Below are 21,799 nucleotides of genomic sequence, written 5' to 3'. Positions count from 1 at the left end.
CGCGAGTCTATTGGGAGACAGAAATGCGCACCTACTATGCATATCACAATGCGGCCCCTGCACCTGGCACCTTCGTAATCCGCTTTTACCACTCGGGCGGCGAGATAAGAGGCTATATCCGTCAGATCGCTGAACCAGGTCAGGAAGACGCTATTTTTCCAGGCGAGGAAATGGAGCCCGAAACTGCCTTCCGCATGGCAGACAACAAGAATCGCGGTGAGGAAAAACGGCCCATATTCGTAGAACTAACCGAAGGCGTGGAATGGAATCCGGCATGGGGGCGATTGATTTGATCTGCCCTTTCTTCTTTTCACGCTTTTCGCCAGCATTCTCACGCGTGTTTTGACCTGCCACAGCTTCAATTCCCTTGCAGTTTGTTCTAGAGACAGAAGTTCAGACCCGCCGTGAGGCGGCTTTCGCACGGATTTGCAAGGTAATGTCGGTCGATGCTTGATACGCTTAGAAACGCTGCCCGCTCATGGGTCGCGAAATTGCTTCTTTCGCTTCTCGTGGTTTCATTCGCCATTTGGGGCGTATCCGCATCGATATTCAGCGGAACCAGTAATTCCGTCATGACGGTCGGTAGCCAGAAAGTGTCTCCTGAGGAGTTTCGTCTGGCATATCAGCGCCAGCTTGGCGCGATCAGCCGCCAACTCGGAACTCAGTTGACCAGCGAGCAAGCGCGCGCCTTTGGTGTTGAGCAGCAAACATTCTCACAGCTTTCGGCTGGTGCGTCTCTGGATGAGCTGTCTTCAAAGATGCGCCTCGGTCTTTCTCAAGATCGTTTGGCTGCTTTGATCGCCGAAGACCCTGCGTTCAAGGGCAATAATGGCCAGTTTGATCGCACCCTCTTCAGCGCGCGCCTGCGGAATGCTGGTCTGCGCGAACAGGATTATATCAACGAGCGCAGCAAGGTCGCCGTCCGAAGCCAGGTCGTCGACGCTATATCAGATGGTTTCCAGCCGCCTGCAGTTCTGGTGAATGCTCTCAAGCAGTATCGCGACGAGAGCCGTGACGTTGATTATATTGTTCTGTCGAATGCCAATATCGACCCTATCAAGGCCCCAACCGAAGAAGTTTTGGCAAGCTGGTTCCAGGGCGTGAAGGCTCGCTACCGTGCGCCTGAATTGCGACGTTTCGCCTATGTCACCTTGCAGCCATCGGATGTGGCGGATCCTACAACGGTAACTGAGGACAAGGTTCGTGCGGAGTATGATCGCCGCAAGGATACCTACCGTACACCGGAGACCCGTACTATTGAGCAGTTAAGCTTTCCGAGCAAGGAAATGGCCGATGCAACGCTCCAGCAAATGAAGGAGCGTCAGCTTACTTTCGATCAGTTGGTGGCCGACCAGGGCAAGTCCGCAAGCGATGTCATGCTGGGTGATTTCACCAAGGATCAGATCCCTGATCAGGCCATTGCGAATGCTGCGTTTGGTGTGAGTGCCTCTGGTGGCACGACGGGTATTGTGCAGGGGTCGTTCGGCCCGGTGATGCTGCGTGTCACCAATATTCGTCCGGAAACAACCAAATCCTACGACGACGTAAAAGAAGATATCCGCAAGACACTGGCACTCGCTGCGGCGGCGCAAGATGTGCAGGCTGTTCATGATCGCTTTGAGGATCTTCGCGGTTCCGGTTCGTCCCTCGAAGAAGCGGCTTCGCAGCTGAAGCTGAAAGCTGTGACCGTAACGACCGACCGCACGGGGCATGACGCTGAAGGCAAGACGGTTGCTTTGCCGGAATCCGAAACGCTGGTGCAGGACGTATTCCGCACGGATGTTGGTGCTGAAGCTCTCCCCGGCAATCTCGGCAATGATGGTTATGTCTGGTTCGATGTCCGCGAAATCATCCCTGAGCGTGAGCGCGCGTTGAGCGAAGTTCGCGAAAAGGCAGTGGCGGATTGGACCACGGATCAGCAACGTCAAGCTCTTGCAGCCAAATCGGAAGAACTGAAAGCGCGTCTCGACAAGGGCGAAACACTGGAAACCATTGCCGGTGAACTCGGCCTGTCTGTTGAGAACAAGAGCGGACTTCGTCGCCAATCCAACGACGCCATCTTGGGGGCGGAAGCTGCAAAGGCCGCATTCTCCGGTCCCAACGGTGTGAACGCTGTTGCTCAGGCAGCTGATGGAGAATCACGCATATTGATGCATGTGAAGAACGTTCAGCAGGCACCTGCCGATGCACTTTCATCCGGCAATCAGCAGATCGAGCAGATTGCACGAGCAGCAGGCGATGATCTTCTCGATCAGATGGTTGTGAAATTGCAGACCGATTACGGCGTTTCGATCAATCAGGCCTTGGCCGACCAGGCGATTGCGTCGCGTTAAGGTACCACAAGAAAGGCTGACCATATGCCTGATTTGAAAGCCTATATCGCAAAGATCGCGACAGGCGAGCCTCTCTCCAAAGAGGATGCACGTGCAGCTTTCGATATTCTAATGTCCGGCGAAGCCACCCCCTCGCAGATTGGTGGCTTCCTGATGGCGCTTCGCATCCGCGGTGAGACGGTGGATGAGATATCCGGTGCGGTTTCCACCATGCGGTCGAAGATGCTGCCGGTAGATGCACCGGCCGGCGTTATGGATATCGTCGGAACTGGTGGAGATGGTCTGAAGACCTACAATATCTCCACCCTTGCCGCCTTGATCGTGGCTGGCGCCGGTGTACCGGTGGCAAAACACGGCAATCGCGCGCTAAGCTCTAAATCAGGCACAGCCGATGCCCTCTCAGCGCTTGGCGTAAAGCTTGATATTCAGCCGCCTTTGATTGCGCGTTGCATTGAAGAAGCTGGTATTGGCTTCATGTTTGCTCAGGTTCATCACGCTGCCATGCGCCATGTGGGCCCAAGCCGGGTGGAGTTGGGTACACGCACGATCTTCAATCTGTTGGGACCGCTCTCCAATCCAGCCGGGGCGAAGCGTCAACTGCTAGGGGTTTTCTCCCCGCAATGGCTGGAACCCATAGCGCATGTCATGCGCGACCTCGGTTCAGAAAGCGTTTGGGTCGTCCACGGTGACGGCATGGATGAAATTACCACAACCGGTGTCACGCAAGTATATGCCCTGGAAAATGGGAGTATTCGCAGCTTCGAACTGACACCGGAAGACTTTGGCGTCGCACGCGCAACTCTTGATGAGTTGAAAGGCGGTGATGGAGAGGTCAATGCTCGTGCCCTGCGCGACGTGCTTTCCGGGGCTCGAAACGCCTATCGGGATATCGCGCTTTGCAATGCAGCCGCCTCTTTGGTCATTGCCGGGAAGGCTGCTGACGTGTTGGAAGGCATGATACTCGCGACCACCTCACTGGATCATGGCCACGCGGCCTCAGTGCTGGACAAGCTTGTCGCGATCTCAAATGAGGAAAATTAGCCCATTATGAGTGATATTCTGAAGAAAATCGAAGCCTACAAGCTCGAAGAAATTGCGGCAGCGAAATCGCGTGTTTCCCTCGATGATCTTAAAGCAATGGCACGTGAGCAAGAAGCGCCACGAGGCTTTTATAGAGCCCTTAGCAACAAAAAGTCCGAAGGTGCCTTCGGCCTTATTGCGGAGATCAAGAAGGCCAGTCCCTCGAAGGGATTGATCCGCCCTGATTTCGATCCGCCTGCACTTGCAAAAGCTTACGAGGAAGGCGGTGCTGCCTGCCTATCCGTGCTGACGGATACACCAAGCTTCCAGGGTGCGCCGGAGTTTCTGACTGCTGCTCGCCAGGCTTGTTCGTTGCCCGCGCTCCGCAAAGATTTTATGTTCGATACCTATCAGGTACATGAAGCCAGAGCCTGGGGCGCCGATTGCATTCTGCTGATTATGGCTTCGCTATCCGACGACAATGCAAAACGCCTTGAAGACGAGGCGCAACTGCTTGGGATGGACGTGTTGATCGAGGTTCACGATGTCGAAGAGACCGAGCGGGCACTGAAGCTTTCCTCCCCTCTTATTGGCATCAATAACCGTAATCTTCGCACATTCGAGGTGAGCCTGACGACCAGTGAAACTCTCGCCTCGCTTGTTCCGCAGGATAAGCTGCTCGTTGGCGAAAGCGGTATCTTTACGCATGAGGACTGCAAGCGACTTCAGGCTAGCGGTATCACCACCTTCCTGGTCGGTGAGAGCTTGATGCGCCAGGCGGATGTGACAGCAGCGACCAAGAGTCTTCTGGAAGGACAGGTCGCTGCATGAGCGAGAGTAAGTCGCGGCTGACGCATATTGATGCTGCCGGTGAAGCTCACATGGTCGATGTGGGCGAGAAGGTTGAAACGGTGCGCGTCGCCGTGGCGGAAGGCTTCATCCGCATGAAGCCGGAAACGCTTACTCTTATTTTGGATGGCAATGCCAAAAAGGGAGACGTGATCGGCACAGCACGTCTCGCTGGCATCATGGCGGCCAAGCAAACATCTAACCTCATTCCTTTGTGCCACCCACTGATGTTGACTAAGGTTTCGGTCGATATCGAGCAGGATGCCAACCTTCCTGGATTGAGGGTTGTCGCGACGGCGAAGCTGACGGGTAAGACGGGCGTGGAGATGGAAGCGCTCACCGCCGCTTCTGTCACCTGTCTGACAATCTACGACATGGCCAAGGCTGCGGATAAAGGCATGGAAATTGGCGGCATTCGCCTCTTGGAAAAAAGCGGCGGCAAGTCAGGAGACTGGACCCGCGAAGGATAATATACATGGCGCCGAATCTTCTTCCTGTCTCCGAGGCCCTGAGCCGCCTGCTCAATCGCGCCCAGCCCATCTTAACAACAGAGATGGTCAGCCTTGAACAAGCAACGGGCAGAGTTCTCGCCACAGATTTATCCGCCCGACTAACACAGCCACCGTTCAACGCCTCCGCCATGGATGGTTATGCGCTTGCAGCAGCCGATGCGCCCATTGTCGGGTCTGAACTTGTTGTCATAGGGGAATCGGCCGCTGGGCATGGGTTTCAAGGAGCCATCGGAAGAGGCGAAGCCGTACGCATTTTCACTGGCGCTCCTGTTCCAGAAGGCGCTGACAGCGTTCTCATTCAGGAAGATGCCGAACGGTTTGATGAAAACCGAATTCGCACAAAATTTCAGGTTACCAAAGGACGCCATATTCGCCCACGAGGGCAAGATTTCCAAGAAGGTGAAGTGGTTCTAACTACTGGAACCATTTTGGATTACACGCACCTGACTGTTGCGGCGGCCATGAACTACCCCAAGGTGCCGGTTTTCCGACACCCTCGCGTGGCAATTCTTGCCACGGGCGACGAACTCGTTACCCCTGGAAACGACCTTAATTCCTCGCAGATTATTGCCTCAAACACTTTTGGGATCGCATCTCTGGTGCGAGAAGCAGGTGGAACTGTCATTGATCTGGGTATTGTGCCAGATATTCAGGGAGACATTGAAGCAGCGATTGCGAAAGCGGTTACCGAAAAGGCCGATGTTCTGGTTACGCTTGGCGGTGCATCGGTTGGCGATCATGATCTGGTACAGGCCAGCCTGAAATCGCAAGGCATGGAGCTGGATTTTTGGCGGATCGCAATGCGCCCCGGAAAGCCGTTGATGGTGGGTTCGCTCGGTGAAATGCTTGTCTTGGGGCTGCCCGGCAATCCCGTTGCTAGCCTCGTCTGCGGAACGCTTTTCCTTGAACCTGTTGTCTCGAAGCTTGCAAGCCGAAAGCCGCCTGCTCGTGCTTCGCAGGCCATTACGGCATCAAGGCTTCCAAGCAACGATCAAAGGCAGGACTATCTGAGAGCCAGACTCCGCCGCGACAACAGCGGAAACCTGCTGGCGGAGGTGTTCGAGAAGCAGGATTCGTCGATGATGAAGATTTTCGCGCATTCAGATTGCCTGATTGTTCGTCCGCCTCACGCGCCGGAACTTCCCGCAGGAACGCCCTGCCCTATTATATTGCTGCGTGGAATACCAAGATGATCCGAGGTTTAGCCTGGCACGTATTCCGCCATACTAGGTGATAAGTGGAGTGCCAGCGCAATGACCGTATCCGAGCCGCCCATCATTCTTTGGTTTCGGAGAGATTTGAGGCTGGACGATAACGGAGCGCTTCTTCAGGCTGTCGACAGTGAAAGCCCGGTGGTTTGCATCTACATTAGGGAGCCATTGGAAGGAACCAAAGCTTTAGGCGGCGCTCAAAGCTGGTGGCTGCATCATTCACTTGCAGCGCTGAACGATAGCCTCGAAAAATGCGGCAATTCTCTTGTCCTTGCGTCCGGCAATGCCGCTGAGGTCCTGCATCGGATTGCTAAAGAAACATCTGCTACCCGCATATTCTTTAACCGGCATTATGATCGTGATGCTCTCGATCACTCAGTTGTTTCCACGCTTAAAAAGCATGGAATTGAGGTCAAGCGCTTCAAGGGTCAGCTGTTGCACGACCCGGAAACCATGAAGACGGGTGCTGGAAGCGCGTACCGCGTTTATACGCCTTTCTGGCGTGCTTTGGAGCGCGATGGCGAGCCAAGAGAGCCTGTGGATGCACCCTCCAAAATACTAGCCCCAAAGAAGTTTCCCGAAAGTGAGAAGCTGGCCGACTGGAATCTGCTTCCAAAAAAGCCCGATTGGGCTGGCGAATTTTCGAAACTCTGGCAGCCAGGTGAAGCGGGGGCCGGCGAGAGGCTTCGAAGCTTCCTAAAGAAACCAGTTCAAACCTACAAGAAAGACCGCGACTTTCCAGGGCTTGAAGATGCCACATCCATGCTGTCGCCGCATCTAGCGTTCGGAGAAATTTCTCCGGCCAGAGTTTGGCACGAAACGCGCGGGGTTGAGGCGACTGAACATCTCATTCATTTCCGCAAAGAGTTGGTTTGGCGAGAGTTCTCCTACCATCTGCTTGTCGAGTTTCCCGAGCTGGCCGAGAAGAATTGGAATGATCGCTTTGACGCATTTCCCTGGACGTTTGATGGAAAAGCTTTCAAGGCGTGGACGAGAGGAAACACCGGCTATCCCATTGTCGACGCCGGCATGCGACAGCTATGGCGTCACGGCTATATGCATAATCGCGTACGGATGATCACCGGCTCCTTCCTCATCAAGGATCTGGTGATCGACTGGCGCAAGGGCCAAGAATGGTTTCACGATACCTTGCTGGATGCAGACCCCGCCTCCAATGCCTCGAACTGGCAATGGGTTGCGGGCTCTGGCGCAGATGCCTCGCCCTTTTTCCGCGTATTTAACCCCATCCTTCAGGGAGAAAAGTTTGATCCTGATGGCGACTATGTTCGCCGATTTGTGCCTGAACTCGCAAAGCTTCCGAATAAATATATCCACAAGCCTTTCGAGGCACCCAAGGAAGTGCTTGCAAAGGCAGGCGTCACGCTTGGCAAAACATACCCGAACCCCATTGTGAATCATGCGCAGGCGCGAGACCGAGCCTTATCGGCTTATGCGGAAGTCACAGGAAAAAGCTCAGAGCCTGATCCGAGAGACTGAAACAAAGAAGCCCAGGATGCAGAATCCTGGGCTTTCTTTTAATTTTGCGATGCCCGTCAGACCAAACGGCTTTGGTCGAGCGCTGCGGAAATAAAGCTTGAGAAAAGCGGATGCGGGTCCAGCGGGCGGCTCTTGAGTTCAGGGTGGTACTGAACGCCGATGAACCAGGGATGATCCGCATACTCGATGGTTTCTGGCAGAAGACCATCCGGCGACATGCCGGAGAAGATCAAGCCACAGCTTTCCAGACGATCCTTATAGTCGACATTCACTTCGTAGCGATGGCGATGACGTTCGGAGATGTCTGTCGAGCCGTAAATGTCCGCTATCTTCGTCTCGCGCTTAAGGGCGGCTTTGTAGGCGCCAAGGCGCATCGTGCCGCCCAGATCACCAGCAGACGAACGCTTTTCAAGCGCATTCCCCTTCACCCACTCAGTCATCAAACCTACTACTGGCTCCTTGGAGGGGCCAAACTCAGTGGAGGATGCTTCTTCGATACCAGCAAGGTTGCGGGCAGCTTCCAGCACAGCCATCTGCATACCGAAGCAGATGCCGAAATATGGAACCTTGCGTTCACGGGCAAAGCGGGCAGCATTGATCTTGCCCTGCGCGCCACGCTCACCGAAACCACCAGGCACCAGGATGCCGTGGACCTTCTCAAGGTAAGGAGCCGGATCTTCTTTTTCGAAGATTTCCGATTCAATCCATTCGAGCTTCACCTTCACATGATTGGCAATACCGCCATGATGAAGCGCCTCAATAAGAGACTTATAAGCATCCTTGAGACCAGTATATTTGCCGACGACGGCAATCGTAATCTCGCCTTCCGGCGTGTGGATACGATTGCAGACTTCTTCCCAAGCTTCCAACCGTGGCTTTGGTGCAGGTTCAATCCCGAAGGCAGCCAGAACCTCCGAATCAAGACCTTCCTTGTGATAGGCCATGGGCACATCATAGATGTTGGCCACATCGAGCGCCTGAATGACAGCAGACGGACGAACATTGCAGAACAGTGAAAGCTTGCGGCGTTCCGCTTCCGGAATCTCGCGATCCGCACGCACCAGCAGAATATCCGGTGCAATGCCGAGAGCCTGCAATTCCTTGACTGAATGCTGCGTTGGCTTGGTCTTCAATTCACCTGCCGCAGGGATATAAGGCATGAGGGTGAGGTGCAAATACACTGCTGAACCGCGGGGCAACTCGTTTCCAAGCTGGCGAATGGCTTCCACAAAAGGCATGGCCTCAATATCGCCAACCGTGCCACCGATCTCACAGATCACGAAATCGTAGTCGTCATTGCCTTCAACAACGAAATCCTTGATCTCATTGGTGACATGCGGAATGACCTGAACAGTCGCACCGAGGTAATCGCCGCGGCGTTCCTTGTCGATGATGTTCTTGTAAATCCGGCCGGTCGTGATGTTGTCGGTCTTGGTGGCTGAACGCCCCGTAAAGCGTTCGTAATGACCCAGATCGAGGTCCGTCTCAGCGCCGTCGTCGGTCACGAAGACCTCGCCGTGCTGAGTCGGGCTCATAGTGCCCGGATCAACGTTGAGATAGGGGTCGAGCTTGCGTAGCCGAACCCGGTAACCTCTGGCCTGTAGCAAGGCTCCGAGGGCTGCGGCCGCAATTCCTTTTCCGAGGGAAGAAACCACGCCGCCTGTGATGAATACATATCGCGCCATGGGAGTCACCGGATACCTTTTAACGATCGATTCCGCCAGCCCAAAAATTCTTCAGGATGGTCAAAACTGTGGAATCTGCACAAAAGAAAACCGGCAGGCTTGCGGCCTGCCGGAGGTTTAAGCTTCAACCGAGCTTAGTTGCCGGTCGGAACAGAAGATGGGTTGGCTGGAGCCGGAGCGGCACCAGATGCCGGGGCCTGAGCACCATTGGCAGGCGCTGCACCATTCGGAGCCGCATTGCCAGCTGGCTGGGATGATGCTGGACCGAGCGAATCCAGGATACCGTTGCCCTGACCCTGCTGGGTCGCTGGGATACGATCCAGAATATCGGTTGGGCGCGATTCATGACGGGCCATGATTCCCAGAACCAGGGAGGTCACGAAAAACAGCGTTGCGAGGATTGCCGTTGTGCGCGTGAGCGCATTAGCCGTTCCACGCGCCGACATGAAGCCGGAGCCGCCGCCGATACCAAGGCCACCGCCTTCGGAACGCTGGATCAATACGACGCCTACAAGCGCCAGCACGATCATGAGATGAATTACGATCAATACGGTCTGCATATCAGTCCAGTCCTGCGCGCAAATTGAGCGGCATACAAAAAGCTTTGGCGGTCCTTTAGCTCAGCCCGGCCAGCATTCCAAGGGGCAAGTGGCCTCACCCCTCACTTTCGATGCATTTTACTTCGTCAATTCTTCATACACGCCGTAAATGGCGAGGAAGTCAGTGGCTTTCAAGCTCGCGCCGCCGATCAAAGCGCCATCCACGTTTGCCACAGACATCAACTCCTTTGCGTTCGATGGCTTGACTGAGCCGCCGTAGAGAATGCGCATCTTCTTGCCCCGCTCGCCAAAGCGGGCAACCAGTTCCTCGCGCATGAAAGCGTGAGCCTTCTCGACATCATCAACGGTCGGAGTGAGACCTGTGCCAATGGCCCAAACCGGCTCATAGGCAATCACCGTATTTTCTGGCGTCGCCGTATCTGGAACGGAGCCTGCAAGTTGGCGCTTGAGGATTTCCAGGGTCTGACCTGCCTTGCGCTCTTCAGCGGTTTCACCGATGCAGACAATGGCGGTCAGTTCAGCGCTGAATGCTGCCTCTGCCTTGGCACGAACCAGATGATCCGTCTCGGCGTGATCGACGCGGCGTTCGGAGTGGCCGACAATGACATAGGTGCCAAAGCAGTCAGCGATCATTTCGGCTGAAACATCTCCCGTATGCGCACCGGACTGGTTCTGATGGCAATCCTGCGCGCCAATGGCCAGGGGGCTATCGGTGCAAAGAGCAGTGGCGACATAAAGCAGCGTGGCAGGGGGGCAAATGAGCACATCCACTTTTTCGGCCAAAGGGGTCATAACCCCAGCTGAGATGGCCTTGATCTGATCCAGAGAGGATCTCGTGCCGTTCATCTTCCAATTTCCCGCCACCAGCGGGCGAACATCCGGCGTCATTCGCTTTGCTTCCCTTCGCTCTCCCGGCCTCTTTCGCAAAGAGAGAGGCCACCTATCGAAATTCGGAGGCACCTATAGCCTCGTGCCAGCTTAATCTCGAAAAGCCAGCTTTGAACTGTGGTTATGAGAATGCAGCTTCGGGATCAACCGGCAGTCAGAAGAAAGTTCAAAATTTCGCGCCAATCGCTCATCCTGAGTGGGGTTCCATGCCCACCACTCTGGAAAAGCCGGAAGATAGTGGGATATTTGACAGCTCGCATTTGTTTGTAGAGCGCGATTTGCTGCTCGGCTGGATAAACGCTATCGGCGCTGCCGTGGGAGAAGAAAACCGGCAGTTTGAGCTTGGCTGCTGGTGTTGACAAAAAGCCGGGATCAGCAGGTCCACCCATCACCGCAAGGCCTTTCAAATAAAGAACGGCTTCCTTATCCCGGCTAATATTCTGGCAAATGATATTACCCATCGAGGCACAGGCCAGAATCACGGGCCGGCCATCGGATAGCTCGAAAGCGTAACGGATAAGAGCCGAAACATCTGCGACACCCTTCTGATCGAAACTCTTGATAGACGGCGCATAATATACGCCGCCGTTTAACACGGTGAGGTTCTTGAGCCGGTTGAAGTTGCCGCCGAAGGAGTAGTCATTTGCACCCAAACGACGGTCGCCTCCGCGGCCATGGATGAAGATAACCGTGAAGCTGGCCTGATTTTGCTTGCCAACCCGCATGACATCCAGGCGGCTGCTTCCCACTGTCAGCGTCTCGTTCACTTGGCTCGCGCGAGCACGGGTATCAACATATTGGGATTTAACCCGCCTCTCCGGCTCTTCGTCCCGACCGTTGATATCCCGCAACTCCTGATAATCGAGTACTTGAAACGCGCCATTATCTTCACTGCGAAGAACGGTTTGCCGCGAAAACAAATCATCCTTGAATGGTCGAATCGGACCATCCTGAGCCGCTGCTGGAGTGAGGGTGAGCGCCAGAAAAAGCCCGCACAGCACGCATTTTTTCAAATGATCTGTGGACATGAAGGGTTCGATCCACTTCCTCATCACGCGCTGTCTTGCCTATTGTTTCAAGGCAGCGCACATCCTGTTGTAACCATGCGCAATGACGCAAGGCATCGCTAAAGGGCCGTTTATCTGGCACACTCGCAGGCGATTCGATAGCCACGGGCTGCTTGACCAGCATATACTACGCGCTTGATGCCTTAATCACAGGCAAGATTTACGGACCCATGGACGACACCAACGACCTCTTTGGCAGCATTCCGGAAACGGCACCCAAGGCTGCGGCACAAGCTCCTGCAAGCGCTGCAAATACCCCTGCCCCGCGCGTAGCGGCCACACCTGCCGCGCCACCTACCAGCTCTGGGGAAAATTACGACGCGTCCTCAATTCGCGTTCTTGAGGGGCTAGAACCGGTCCGCATGCGTCCGGGCATGTACATTGGTGGAACCGATGAAAAAGCGCTCCACCATTTGTTCGCCGAAGTCATCGACAACTCCATGGACGAGGCTGTTGCCGGACATGCGAATTTCATCGAAGTTCATCTCGATACACAGGGCTTCCTGACGGTCACGGATAATGGCCGTGGTATTCCGGTTGAGCTGCATCCGCAGGTTCCGGGCAAATCTACCCTTGAAGTCATTATGACCAAGCTGCACGCTGGTGGTAAGTTTGATGGCAAGGCCTATGAGACTTCCGGCGGACTTCACGGGGTCGGTGTTTCCGTCGTCAATGCTCTTTCCGATGTGTTGGAAGTCGAAGTTGCCCGTAATCGGAAGCTTTACCGCCAACGCTTTTCTCGAGGCATACCTCAGGGCGGGCTGGAAGAACTGGGTGACGTGCATAATCGACGCGGCACGCGGGTACGGTTCCACCCAGATCCGCAAATTTTCGGCGACCACGCGAAATTTGATGCCGGGCGCATCTTCCGCATGGCGCGCTCCAAAGCCTATCTTTTCGGTGGTGTGGAAATTCGCTGGAGCTGTGATCCGGGGATCGTGCAGCCCGGTGGAGAAATCCCGGAAAAGGCTGTTTTCCATTTCCCCGGCGGCTTGAAGGATTATCTTGCCGCAACCCTTGGCAAAGATTTTACGGTCACCCGCGAAATCTTCTCGGGTCGAACTGAAAAAACTGGCGGTCATGGTGCCCTGGAATGGGCTGTCACTTGGTATGGTGGCGATCCGCAGATCCATTCCTACTGTAATACCATCCCCACCCCGGAAGGCGGCACTCACGAGGCGGGGCTTCGCCTCGCGCTACTGAGGGGGCTCAAGAATTACGCCGAAATGACGCAGAACAAGCGCGCCAAGGAAATCACCACGGATGACGTGATGATTTCTGCAGTTGGCATGTTGTCCGTCTTTATTCGCGAACCCGAATTTGTGGGTCAAACAAAGGACAAGCTGGCGACAGTTGAGGCACAGCGCATTGTTGAAAATGCCCTGCGCGATCCTTTTGATCATTATCTCACCGGCAATCCAGCCGAGGCAGCAAAGTTGCTCGATTGGGTTATCGAGCGGGCAGAGGAGCGTCTTCGACGCCGTAAGGAAAAGGAAGTCAACCGCAAGACCGCGGTGCGCAAATTGCGCCTTCCCGGCAAGCTGGCAGACTGCTCCCAGAACACTGCAGAAGGTGCAGAACTTTTCATCGTTGAGGGTGACTCGGCTGGCGGCTCCGCCAAGCAGGCGCGTAACCGCACCAATCAGGCAATTTTGCCGCTTCGTGGTAAAATCCTGAACGTGGGCAGTGCAAGTCGGGAAAAGCTCTCAGCCAACCAACAGATCGCAGATCTCATTCAGGCACTCGGTTGTGGCACGCGCACCAAGTATCGCGAAGAAGATTTGCGCTACGAGCGCGTTATCATCATGACTGATGCTGACGTGGACGGAGCACATATCGCGTCTCTATTGATTACCTTCTTCTACCAGGAAATGCCGGAATTGATCAGGGGTGGCCATCTGTTCCTCGCAGTTCCACCTCTCTACGTTATCCGCCAGGGTGCGAAGACCGTTTACGCCCGTGATGATGCTCACCGTGCGGAGCTGATGGCAACGACCTTCAAGGGCAAAAAAGTTGAGATCGGGCGCTTCAAAGGTCTGGGCGAAATGATGCCGCAGCAGTTGAAGGAAACGACCATGGACCCAGCGAAGCGTACAATGCTTCGCGTGGGTATTGATGAAATCGATTTTGAAGGCACGCGAGAAGCGGTCGACAACCTGATGGGTACGAAGGCAGATGCCCGCTTCCGCTTTATTCAGGAACGTGCAGCCTTCGCAGATAATCTGGATATCTGAGTTGAAAGGGCGGCATTGGCCGCCGCCCTTATTTTAGTGCGTTTTTGGCCGCGAGTACCCTCAAAACAGCGCCGATCAAGGCGGATGATTCATAGGGTTTGCGCACAACAGGCGCTGCAAAGCTTGCTGGTACAACGGAGCGATCGCTGTAGCCCGTCGCAAATATAAATGGCACACCGCGACGCTCGAGTTCCTCTGCGACGGGCAGTGAAGTTCCCGTACCGAGGTTCACATCTAGAATTGCGACATCCGGCGTAAAAGTCTTCAACCGGCGCATTGCCTCATCGACCGATGGTGCCGTCGTGACCTGCGAAACGCCGTTCTCGGCCAACATGATTTCAACATCTGCCGCTACCAGCATCTGATCTTCTACCAGCAACAACTCGATATTGCTCAACAGATCATTGATCTCGCGGGTTGATGCGACGTTGAGATCGGTTTCGGCTTCCGGCTCGCTATTATCGCCCCCCTGCACATGCTTAGTGGGAATGACGAAGCGGGCAGCAAGGCCCTGCGTATCATAATCGACCTGGCTCGCACCGCCCAACTCATAAGGGATGCTGCGATCGATAAGAACGGTACCGAAACCGGCCCGTGAAGGCTTGTTCACTGGAGGGCCACCGGTCTCATTCCAGGTTAATTCCAGGTCTCCAGTGTCCAAGCGATGCCAATGAATATCGAGCCGGCCACCGCTTTCCGAAAGCGATCCGTATTTTGCTGCATTGGTAGACATTTCATGCAACACAAGCGCCATGACGGAGAATGCCCGACTGTCCAGCCACAGTTCCGGTCCAACCAGTGAAATGGTGCGATGCTCACCCGAGTATGGCTTCAGTTCCGCTTCCAGAAGATCCTTCAGCGATCCCCCATCCGACCCCCGAACCACCTGATCGTGCGCGAAAGAGAGCGCCTGAATTCGGCCTTTCAAGGTCGCCACATACTCTCCAATGTCGCGCCCTTCCCGCACTGGATGACCGACAAGCGCCTTGATGACAGCCAGGATATTTTTGACGCGGTGGTTCAGTTCCTCATTCAGCATTCGCTGACGTACATCAGCCTTGCCACGTTCATCAGCCAGCATTTCATTGTGATGGAGAATGACCTCAACAAGCACGGCACGAATGGCTTCCGCAATTTCCCGCTCTTCATCCGTCCAGCGCTGTGCCTTCAGATGAACGGTCTCCTTCCAGATGGCGAAGCTCTTTCGAGGCGTCAATCTGTCGCCTAAAGGCCCGCTTTCGTAAGCCTTGTCGGGGTTTCCCGCCCAATTCAGCGTTTGCACCAATTCGCGACGGAAGAAGAACAGATAATCCTTGGGTCGCTGAGACAGTGGGATGGCCAGCATGCCACAGACGTCAGCGGAAAATGTTGCTGCTTCTGGCAAGTGTAAAGACAGCTGATCCGTTCCCCATATGCGACCGCTTGAAACCTGCCCTACGAACTCCGCAACATTGGGAACCAGCGTTAGCGGCGGCGTTGTACCATGGCTGGTCCAGGTACCATCAATCCACAAACCTACACCGTCGCACGGCATGATGCGTGAAAATTCCAACAGCGAAGTGCGCAGAAGCTGATTGGTGTCTGCCGTTTGCGATGCGGACTGAAGCAATCTGTCTAGCGAACGACGGGCGCTCTGAGCAGTATCAAGGATTTGTTTTTGCTTCAGGGCGCTGAGATGAAGCGAGAAGAATTCGCCGAACATTTCTGCTGCCACGCGTTGCTGCATCGCAAGAGCGCGCGGAGAGTAATGATGACAGGCAATTAGCCCCCATAGCTCGCCATCCACCACGATCGAAATCGACATGGAAGCCGCAACGCCCATATTGCGCAAATATTCGCAGTGAATGGAAGAGACACTGCGAAGATGCGCATAGGACAAATCGACCGGCTGCTCGTCCGCGCCAAGTGGTGGGGTAAGATAAACGCGTTCGTCGCTTGCGTCGGATATAACCCGGATCGTGTTCTTGAGGTAAAGAATGCGCGCCTGCTTCGGGATATCGCTTGCGGGGAAATATTGTCCTTTGAAGCTTTCCAGATCGCGTCGCTTGTGTTCGCTCACCACTTTGCCAGCACCGTCGTGCTCAAAGCGATAGATCATAACACGATCATACCCCAGCATCGCAAAGATGAGGCGCGATGATTTTTCGACCAACTCATCAATGCTAGAAATTGCTCGGATGCGGCTAATCAGCATCCGCGCCGTTTCAAGCGGCTGATCCGAATGCAGCGTATGCGGTTCGAATTCAATGATAGCACCCTGTTCGGTGCGATGAACCGCTGCATCGAACAAACCTGCAGGCAGAGAGAGGTTCAACCTCAATGCCGGACGTGAAGGATCATCGCTGGTCGCAAGGGCGTTGCGCAACGTATGCGCGACATCTGCACCAACCGCATCTTCCAATCGAAACCCGGCTAGATTTTCCGGTACACCGAGGAAACGGGGGAGATTGGCGGAATGGTGCAGTATGATTCCGCCGCTGAGATCGCACATAAGAAGCGCGCCATGGGCCTGAATGCTGCCAGGAATATGAATCGGTTCGCGGTCGCAGTTTGTCAGATCGACCGTTTGGGCATCATGCATTCACAGTTTCCTTGGAAGGCGCTTTCTGCGAGATTGAAAGCAGATCTGGACGCCTCGACAACCTTGTTCATATCAATGTTTGGCGCCGCGTCGAGAACTTCAAGAAATTTCTTGAAACCGCCAGAGTGAGCCTGCCCTGCCAAATGCCGAGCACCAAATTTGTCCGTCAGTCCGAGTTCTTTTGCGCGCGAATAAAGGATGCGCGCACCTAAGGACGAACCTTCAAGAACGTAGAGCGCACCCAGCAAGCTTTCCAGATCAAGACCATCTGAAATCTTCGTGTGCTGTTGCGCTACATTTACATTAAGATCATTCATGTCCGCTATGATAAGCGGACTGAGAGATTCCGGACGCCAAACACCGAAGGGTTCCGGCCATGTTGCATGCATGAGGCTTCGTTCAAGCGGTTGCCGAAAGGCCAGAATCCCTTGAAGATAGGTCCGGTAATGTTCCAATGTTTGGAACGATCCGACCGCCGCGTCTACAGCAGCATGATGATTTGACGTGCGCTCCCGCAAAAGGAAGCGGCGTGAAGATGGGGGCATGATGGGAAGATGCTGAGTTGACGATGGTCTTATTTGTAGCGCATCTGCGCCTTACGGCAAAGTTGAATTTTCGGTATAGCTAAAAGTGCCACCTTTTCTCTCCTATATGGAATTGGGTAAAAGGTGCGAACAGGGATGACAGGCGATCGTGCGTAATTCGGAAAAACCTACGGCTGAACCGCGTTGGCTCGGGCCGGTCGCACCCATGCGCATGGCGTTAATCCCCTCCATCTCCGCTGCTCGCTGGCTCTTGGTGCTGATTGTCTTTGCCGGGATCTATTTCTTCCACGGCTTCGTAATTCCCGTTCTGGCGGCTCTTGTCATCGGTTTTGCGAGCTGGCCGCTCTATAAAGATCTTCTGCGTCGCATTGGTGGGAACACCACGATTGGTGCAACGATTGCCATCATCTGTGTTCTCAGCTTCATCATCATACCGATCAGTATTGCCCTCACCTATGCCATTGGTGAACTGAGGGATTGGATTGGATGGGCCATCCAGATTAACCGCGTAGGTTCACCGCCGCCTATCTGGGTCGTTCAACTTCCGATGATTGGAGATTGGCTATCGCTGCAGTGGGAGCGCCATATCGGCGAGCCAGGCGCTATAGGCCAACTGGTGCAGTTGGTAAGCGGAGCCAACATCGGAAACATCTATCGCGCCGTGATTGCTGCTGGCGATGGTGCATTCCATCTGCTTCTCACGCTGTTATTCATGCTGATCGCGCTGTTTTTTGTCTATCGGGATGGAGCATCGTTTGCCCGACAGATGGATATGCTTGGTGAAAGAATCCTGCCCTCACGGTGGGAGCGAATTTCCCGCGTTGTGCCCGCAACGATTTCCTCCACAGTGACGGGCATGACCCTGATTGCAATCGGTGAAGGCATTGTGCTTGGCATTGCTTACTGGATCGCGGGCGTGCCTTCGCATGTCACCTTGGGGGTGATTACAGGCGTCATGGCGCTTATCCCCGGCGGGGCTCCCCTCTCCTTCACGCTGGTTTCTCTTTACCTGGTCGCAAGTGGCTCGCTTTTCGCAGGCGTCGCTCTGTTCGTCTGGGGTGCGGTTGAGCTTTTCATCGTGGACAAAACTATTCGTCCGAAGCTCGTGGGTGGGCCGATCAAGCTTCCATTTCTGCCCACCTTTTTCGGTCTGGTAGGCGGCGTGAAGACCTTGGGCTTCCTCGGCCTCTTTATCGGCCCAGTGCTGATGGCGCTTTTGGTCGCAATCTGGCGGGAATGGATACGGGAGGTGGAGCTTTCCGCGGGAGCCGATCTGGTTGAGCTTCCGCCCGCTGCGCCGACGGATGCTCCCAAAGCGAATGTAACTTGAGGCTCTTGAAGTCTCAGACGAAGCGCTTTTCCATGAAAAGACTAAGCGGATCGGGCTGGTAGGAACCGAATGCTTCTATTTCCACGAATCCAGCTTTGCGATAGAGACCAATTGCTTCCGGCTGGTAGATGCCTGTTTCCAGGCGCAGTGCGGACAAGTCGTGCTCCCGTGCCTCCCCCTCAAGTGCGTTGAGCAGACGCTGGCCCAAGCGTAGACCTCTCGCGTTCTCGTCTACAAACATTCGCTTGATTTCTGCCGTTCCATCATCCAGGCGAACTATTGAAGCGCAGCCTAGAATGTCATCACCCCGACGTGCGACGAAGAACGAGACATTCTCTTGCTCCAATTCGTCTACGGGCACCATGTGATTGCTCTCTGCTGGATATAGCGATGCAGCGTAGGCATTCGAAAGGGCGAGAAGACGCAGGACACCCTCCTGACGTGGGCTTTCTTTTCTGATGTCAATCTCTTTGCTTTGCATGTCTGTATTCTCCGCCTTCACAAAGGCTAAATTCTTCTCTTCATCATCAGCGCATTGAAGGCTGGGGACTCATTGATGATTACCGCAATGGTTATGATGACGATACTGGGTTGCGACGATGGTGTGAGGGATTGCCAATATGTTGCAACACTAAAGCAGCGCTGGACCAGCGTGGAATTGTGCAACGCAGTGTCAGAGAAGGAATTGGCCCACTTCGCCAACGTTTCCTATCCGGTTGTTATCGCGGTCTGCCAGAACCCGAAAGAGATTGCAGCCGCGCCAGCAAAGCCTGCTTCGCCACAACCAGCCACTCAGGTCGCAAATCCAGCCGTGCCAACACCGGAAGAAGAACTGGTTGATGAACGCTCGTTGGCGCTCAAAGCTATTGAAGAGGTATCTTCCATTTTGCCATCGAAAGAAGCTATGCGCGAACTGGTGCATGGTCCTGTTCGTGTCGTGCAAGGCGGCTATACCTGGGTCGCAAAACGGCTTTGGTAAATCAGGCCGCTAGCGCGGACTCGTCCACCATATAGCGGGCCAAATCGCGCTCTTCCTGCATCTGCATTGTTTCCACCATATCCAGCAGTTCGTTGACAGGCGAATAGTGGTCTGCTGTGCGCGGATACCGTTCAATAAGCTCGCGGCAAATGGTGGAGGCAGTCCAGATGGTAGCATCACTCAAACGCTCCCGCCAAAGATGGGTCGCAGCCACAAATACTTCGGCGATCTGACGGTTCAGGCCAGCAGATTCGTAAAGAGCGCGCACAGCGAAATGACGTCCGGTAGCGAGAATCGAGCGAACGCGCCGCTCGTCAACGCCAGAAAGATCAACAATTGCCGCAGCGAAGAATTCAATCCTTCCGCTGCACAATGCATGCATCAAGAACGCTGGCGTCAAGCGGCCATCTTCTCGCATTTGCTCAACGAGATAAGGCATTTCCTCCGCGCCCGCTTGGCTGGCAACAGTCAAAGCTGCGATTGTACCGGCCTCACGCGTGATGTGAGCAATGCGGGGCGCTGAAAGCGTGGATTGGACAAGCCACGAGCCTGCGAGTGCCTGACTCACTTTATGAACGAGAAGATCCCGAACTTCCGGCGGCAGCTCAGGTCGCCCAAGCAGAAGGTTACGAATTTCGGCATCTTGGCCGTGTCTCTCGGCAATTCGGCGCAACGAGTAACGTGTGATATCAGCAGATTCATTTTCGAGCAGCAGCAGAACTTCGCCCACATCTCCCACTTCTGCGATTGCCGCAGAGACACCGCGAGCGAGTTTGTAGCGGCTAGCGATCAAGGCTCGTGTGATGCCCGTTCCACGGCCAACAAGATCAACAAGGTCCATATCTGTCAAAATGGGCGAGAGCGTGAGAATCGGACACGCCACATCTGGCTGGTCTTCAGCCAAGGCAAGAATAATCCCTCTTGGTGCATCCTCATGCTCGGCAAGACTATCAGACAGTGCGACCCTCACAATGGGGGCCGGATCATCCAGCAAATGAAGCATTGCATGCAAAGAAGTTTGTTTTTGAGGATCTGCGTCTGAAAAGCGAAAAAAGGCGGCGCACAACGCCTTTGCTGCCCGCGCCCTTTCAGAGGCCACTGCCGTTTCCGACCAGGAAAGAAACGCTTCAATGATCACAACACACCCCAACCCGCCCAGGTACTGAGTCGCCTGAAACTTATCTGAGTGTGAGGCTAACGGGAAATGGTTTACGATCAGTTCACCATATCCATTAAGCACGTCAGCAAGCGCTTGCAAATATTAGTGATATTGCAAAACCGGACATCATCTATTTGGTCGCGTTAGCTGAAAGACATCTGCCCCGCCGTCGCAATAATCCATATAGCCCATTCGCGCTACAGGCCTGGAAAGGCTCATGTCGATCCGCCCGTCTCGAATGATGTCTTCGCTGAGGTGAATTCCCACAACTTGGCCGAACACCATCACAGAATCCGATTGAGGTCCTTCAAGCACTTTGGGTTGCCGGATTTCCGTGACTTGGCACTCCAGAGCGGCATAGGCCTCTTTCACAAAGGGTGCCTGCACCATAGTTCCCCACTCCGCCGTCAGACCGGATAGTGCAAACTCATCTACGCCGTAATCTACCGGGGCGGAGGAGGCATTCATACGCTCCACCAGATTTCGGCTGACAAGGCTTGCCGTAAAGACACCGGTTTCTTCAGCGTTGCGGCAGCTATGTTTGTAGCCGCTGGAAGAAAACATTACGATCTTGGGATGATCAGACACAATGTTGAAAAATGAATAGGGAGAGAGGTTTATGGAGCCATCCGCGCCCCGACTGCCAATCCAGCCAATCGGCCGAGGTGCCACGATGGCCTTGAATGGATCATGTGAAAGCCCGTGAGCATTTTCTGCGGTGGCATAAAACATCACTTGTCCCCACCGATCCAGGTCACGATTTCGGACAGTTCCGGGCGTGGTCGGTCCGTCTGTGGAAAATCTGTGGAACCAATGTGGATAAAGCCAGCCACCTTCTCCTCGGAAGCAATGCCCAATATGCGCTTGGCCTCGTCATCGTAGGCAATCCATTCACTTAGCCAATTGGCTGCATAACCATGCGCATTAGCTGCCATGAACATATTCAAGCACACCGCACCGGCTGACAGTTCCTGCTCCCATACCGGAATTTTCACATGCGGCCCCGCCGTGCTGACAACCGCAATCACGACAGGTGCACGGCAAAGGCGGGTGCGCTCAACATTCTGAAGCTCAGCGCTTAGGTCAGGTGTCTTCGCCAACGCGATTTTTAGGAGATCTTCTCCAAGTATTTCGCGTTCTCTTCCGCGATAGACAATGAAGCGCCATGGTGCCAGCTTTCCATGGTCAGGCACGCGCGATGCCAGGGTGAGAATCGATGTGATCTCCTCCGCCGACGGGCCAGGCTCTTTCAACTGCAAAGCAGGAGTCGAGCGACGAGTGCTTAAATAATCAAACAAAGGCTGCTGAATTGGCATTAGACGGTCTCTATCGATGAGTTGATCTTGAAA

Annotated in this window: 20 protein-coding genes; 10 read left to right on the top strand and 10 right to left on the bottom strand. The window is 54.5% G+C overall.

The annotated features are described in order from the left end of the window. Positions 1–23: 23 nt before the first annotated feature. The 7 genes from AC0JZ1_RS08880 (at position 24) to AC0JZ1_RS08850 (ending at position 7,422) form a co-directional block, all read left to right on the top strand. Positions 24–293 (top strand): hypothetical protein, encoded by a 270-nt coding sequence (locus AC0JZ1_RS08880; protein ID WP_471882020.1) that lies wholly within the window; start codon positions 24–26, stop codon positions 291–293. 153 nt (positions 294–446) lie between these two features. After that, the gene (locus tag AC0JZ1_RS08875; RefSeq protein ID WP_471882019.1) at positions 447–2,333 is read left to right on the top strand and encodes a peptidylprolyl isomerase; all 1,887 of its coding nucleotides are present in this window, start codon (positions 447–449) and stop codon (positions 2,331–2,333) included. A gap of 24 nt (positions 2,334–2,357) precedes the next feature. Continuing rightward, a complete protein-coding gene (gene trpD, locus AC0JZ1_RS08870) occupies positions 2,358–3,374 on the top strand; it encodes an anthranilate phosphoribosyltransferase (protein ID WP_471882018.1) in 1,017 nt (338 codons plus the stop codon). Between the two features lie 6 nt (positions 3,375–3,380). After that, positions 3,381–4,184, top strand: coding sequence for an indole-3-glycerol phosphate synthase TrpC (gene trpC / locus AC0JZ1_RS08865; RefSeq protein WP_471882017.1), 804 nt, complete (start codon positions 3,381–3,383; stop codon positions 4,182–4,184). Continuing rightward, a complete protein-coding gene (moaC, locus tag AC0JZ1_RS08860; protein ID WP_471882016.1) occupies positions 4,181–4,672 on the top strand; it encodes a cyclic pyranopterin monophosphate synthase MoaC in 492 nt (163 codons plus the stop codon). The genes trpC and moaC overlap by 4 nt, the downstream gene beginning before the upstream one ends. 5 nt (positions 4,673–4,677) lie before the next feature. Further along, positions 4,678–5,907 (top strand): molybdopterin molybdotransferase MoeA, encoded by a 1,230-nt coding sequence (locus AC0JZ1_RS08855; protein WP_471882015.1) that lies wholly within the window; start codon positions 4,678–4,680, stop codon positions 5,905–5,907. Positions 5,908–5,967: 60 nt separating this feature from the next. Next, positions 5,968–7,422, top strand: a complete 1,455-nt coding sequence (locus AC0JZ1_RS08850) for a cryptochrome/photolyase family protein (protein WP_471882014.1) — start codon at positions 5,968–5,970, stop codon at positions 7,420–7,422. Positions 7,423–7,478: 56 nt separating this feature from the next. Here AC0JZ1_RS08850 and AC0JZ1_RS08845 read toward each other — a convergent pair whose 3' ends face one another. The 4 genes from AC0JZ1_RS08845 to AC0JZ1_RS08830 all read right to left on the bottom strand — a co-directional run bounded on the left by AC0JZ1_RS08845 (position 7,479) and on the right by AC0JZ1_RS08830 (position 11,583). Then, positions 7,479–9,116: a CTP synthase gene (locus tag AC0JZ1_RS08845; protein WP_471882013.1), complete on the bottom strand. Its 1,638-nt coding sequence runs from the start codon at positions 9,114–9,116 to the stop codon at positions 7,479–7,481. Between the two features lie 125 nt (positions 9,117–9,241). After that, positions 9,242–9,667, bottom strand: coding sequence for a preprotein translocase subunit SecG (gene secG / locus AC0JZ1_RS08840; RefSeq protein WP_471882012.1), 426 nt, complete (start codon positions 9,665–9,667; stop codon positions 9,242–9,244). A 117-nt stretch (positions 9,668–9,784) separates the two neighbouring features. Next, complete coding sequence (gene tpiA / locus AC0JZ1_RS08835) at positions 9,785–10,555, bottom strand: triose-phosphate isomerase (RefSeq protein ID WP_471882011.1); 771 nt, start codon at positions 10,553–10,555, stop codon at positions 9,785–9,787. A 143-nt stretch (positions 10,556–10,698) separates the two neighbouring features. Beyond that, positions 10,699–11,583 carry an alpha/beta hydrolase gene (locus AC0JZ1_RS08830; RefSeq protein ID WP_471882010.1) on the bottom strand — a complete coding sequence of 295 codons (885 nt, stop codon included), beginning with the start codon at positions 11,581–11,583 and terminating at the stop codon, positions 10,699–10,701. Between the two features lie 209 nt (positions 11,584–11,792). Here AC0JZ1_RS08830 and parE point away from each other — a divergent pair, with 209 nt between their 5' ends. Beyond that, positions 11,793–13,856 carry a DNA topoisomerase IV subunit B gene (parE, locus tag AC0JZ1_RS08825; RefSeq protein WP_471882009.1) on the top strand — a complete coding sequence of 688 codons (2,064 nt, stop codon included), beginning with the start codon at positions 11,793–11,795 and terminating at the stop codon, positions 13,854–13,856. Positions 13,857–13,884: 28 nt separating this feature from the next. On the opposite strand, the gene AC0JZ1_RS08820 is transcribed toward parE, so the two are convergent. Together AC0JZ1_RS08820 and AC0JZ1_RS08815 are read right to left on the bottom strand one after the other, a co-directional pair. After that, the gene (locus tag AC0JZ1_RS08820) at positions 13,885–16,437 is read right to left on the bottom strand and encodes an HWE histidine kinase domain-containing protein (protein ID WP_471882008.1); all 2,553 of its coding nucleotides are present in this window, start codon (positions 16,435–16,437) and stop codon (positions 13,885–13,887) included. Beyond that, positions 16,410–16,754, bottom strand: coding sequence for a biliverdin-producing heme oxygenase (locus AC0JZ1_RS08815; RefSeq protein WP_471882007.1), 345 nt, complete (start codon positions 16,752–16,754; stop codon positions 16,410–16,412). The genes AC0JZ1_RS08820 and AC0JZ1_RS08815 overlap by 28 nt, the downstream gene beginning before the upstream one ends. Before the next feature lie 433 nt (positions 16,755–17,187). On the opposite strand from AC0JZ1_RS08815, the gene AC0JZ1_RS08810 reads away from it, so the two are divergent. Next, positions 17,188–18,312, top strand: coding sequence for an AI-2E family transporter (locus AC0JZ1_RS08810; RefSeq protein ID WP_471883401.1), 1,125 nt, complete (start codon positions 17,188–17,190; stop codon positions 18,310–18,312). 13 nt (positions 18,313–18,325) lie between these two features. On the opposite strand, the gene AC0JZ1_RS08805 is transcribed toward AC0JZ1_RS08810, so the two are convergent. After that, positions 18,326–18,793, bottom strand: a complete 468-nt coding sequence (locus AC0JZ1_RS08805; RefSeq protein WP_471882006.1) for a GNAT family N-acetyltransferase — start codon at positions 18,791–18,793, stop codon at positions 18,326–18,328. Positions 18,794–18,868: 75 nt separating this feature from the next. On the opposite strand from AC0JZ1_RS08805, the gene AC0JZ1_RS08800 reads away from it, so the two are divergent. Then, the gene (locus AC0JZ1_RS08800; protein WP_471882005.1) at positions 18,869–19,291 is read left to right on the top strand and encodes a hypothetical protein; all 423 of its coding nucleotides are present in this window, start codon (positions 18,869–18,871) and stop codon (positions 19,289–19,291) included. Between the two features lies 1 nt (position 19,292). On the opposite strand, the gene AC0JZ1_RS08795 is transcribed toward AC0JZ1_RS08800, so the two are convergent. The 3 genes from AC0JZ1_RS08795 to AC0JZ1_RS08785 all read right to left on the bottom strand — a co-directional run bounded on the left by AC0JZ1_RS08795 (position 19,293) and on the right by AC0JZ1_RS08785 (position 21,766). Then, entirely contained in the window at positions 19,293–20,303 is a 1,011-nt protein-coding gene (locus tag AC0JZ1_RS08795) for a DUF2336 domain-containing protein (protein ID WP_471882004.1), read from the bottom strand. Positions 20,304–20,576: 273 nt separating this feature from the next. Then, positions 20,577–21,182: a flavin reductase family protein gene (locus tag AC0JZ1_RS08790; RefSeq protein ID WP_471882003.1), complete on the bottom strand. Its 606-nt coding sequence runs from the start codon at positions 21,180–21,182 to the stop codon at positions 20,577–20,579. Continuing rightward, on the bottom strand, positions 21,182–21,766 hold the full coding sequence (locus AC0JZ1_RS08785; RefSeq protein ID WP_471882002.1) for a nitroreductase family protein: 585 nt from the start codon (positions 21,764–21,766) through the stop codon (positions 21,182–21,184). The genes AC0JZ1_RS08790 and AC0JZ1_RS08785 overlap by 1 nt, the downstream gene beginning before the upstream one ends. Positions 21,767–21,799: the final 33 nt, after the last annotated feature.

The organism is Affinirhizobium capsici (assembly GCF_977018625.1).
The sequence above is the reverse complement of the archived record's forward strand: the minus strand, read 5'-3'. Positions and strand labels throughout refer to the sequence as shown.

What these genes read in the sequence shown, in the direction of transcription:
- AC0JZ1_RS08880 (WP_471882020.1), top strand. Translation starts at nt 24, where the DNA reads ATGCGCACCTACTATGCATATCACAATGCGGCCCCTGCACCTGGCACC.
- AC0JZ1_RS08875 (WP_471882019.1), top strand. Translation starts at nt 447, where the DNA reads ATGCTTGATACGCTTAGAAACGCTGCCCGCTCATGGGTCGCGAAATTG.
- trpD (WP_471882018.1), top strand. Translation starts at nt 2,358, where the DNA reads ATGCCTGATTTGAAAGCCTATATCGCAAAGATCGCGACAGGCGAGCCT.
- trpC (WP_471882017.1), top strand. Translation starts at nt 3,381, where the DNA reads ATGAGTGATATTCTGAAGAAAATCGAAGCCTACAAGCTCGAAGAAATT.
- moaC (WP_471882016.1), top strand. Translation starts at nt 4,181, where the DNA reads ATGAGCGAGAGTAAGTCGCGGCTGACGCATATTGATGCTGCCGGTGAA.
- AC0JZ1_RS08855 (WP_471882015.1), top strand. Translation starts at nt 4,678, where the DNA reads ATGGCGCCGAATCTTCTTCCTGTCTCCGAGGCCCTGAGCCGCCTGCTC.
- AC0JZ1_RS08850 (WP_471882014.1), top strand. Translation starts at nt 5,968, where the DNA reads ATGACCGTATCCGAGCCGCCCATCATTCTTTGGTTTCGGAGAGATTTG.
- secG (WP_471882012.1), bottom strand. Translation starts at nt 9,667, where the DNA reads ATGCAGACCGTATTGATCGTAATTCATCTCATGATCGTGCTGGCGCTT.
- tpiA (WP_471882011.1), bottom strand. Translation starts at nt 10,555, where the DNA reads ATGACGCCGGATGTTCGCCCGCTGGTGGCGGGAAATTGGAAGATGAAC.
- AC0JZ1_RS08830 (WP_471882010.1), bottom strand. Translation starts at nt 11,583, where the DNA reads ATGTCCACAGATCATTTGAAAAAATGCGTGCTGTGCGGGCTTTTTCTG.
- parE (WP_471882009.1), top strand. Translation starts at nt 11,793, where the DNA reads ATGGACGACACCAACGACCTCTTTGGCAGCATTCCGGAAACGGCACCC.
- AC0JZ1_RS08820 (WP_471882008.1), bottom strand. Translation starts at nt 16,437, where the DNA reads ATGCATGATGCCCAAACGGTCGATCTGACAAACTGCGACCGCGAACCG.
- AC0JZ1_RS08815 (WP_471882007.1), bottom strand. Translation starts at nt 16,754, where the DNA reads ATGAATGATCTTAATGTAAATGTAGCGCAACAGCACACGAAGATTTCA.
- AC0JZ1_RS08810 (WP_471883401.1), top strand. Translation starts at nt 17,188, where the DNA reads ATGCGCATGGCGTTAATCCCCTCCATCTCCGCTGCTCGCTGGCTCTTG.
- AC0JZ1_RS08805 (WP_471882006.1), bottom strand. Translation starts at nt 18,793, where the DNA reads ATGCAAAGCAAAGAGATTGACATCAGAAAAGAAAGCCCACGTCAGGAG.
- AC0JZ1_RS08800 (WP_471882005.1), top strand. Translation starts at nt 18,869, where the DNA reads ATGATTACCGCAATGGTTATGATGACGATACTGGGTTGCGACGATGGT.
- AC0JZ1_RS08790 (WP_471882003.1), bottom strand. Translation starts at nt 21,182, where the DNA reads ATGTTTTATGCCACCGCAGAAAATGCTCACGGGCTTTCACATGATCCA.
- AC0JZ1_RS08785 (WP_471882002.1), bottom strand. Translation starts at nt 21,766, where the DNA reads ATGCCAATTCAGCAGCCTTTGTTTGATTATTTAAGCACTCGTCGCTCG.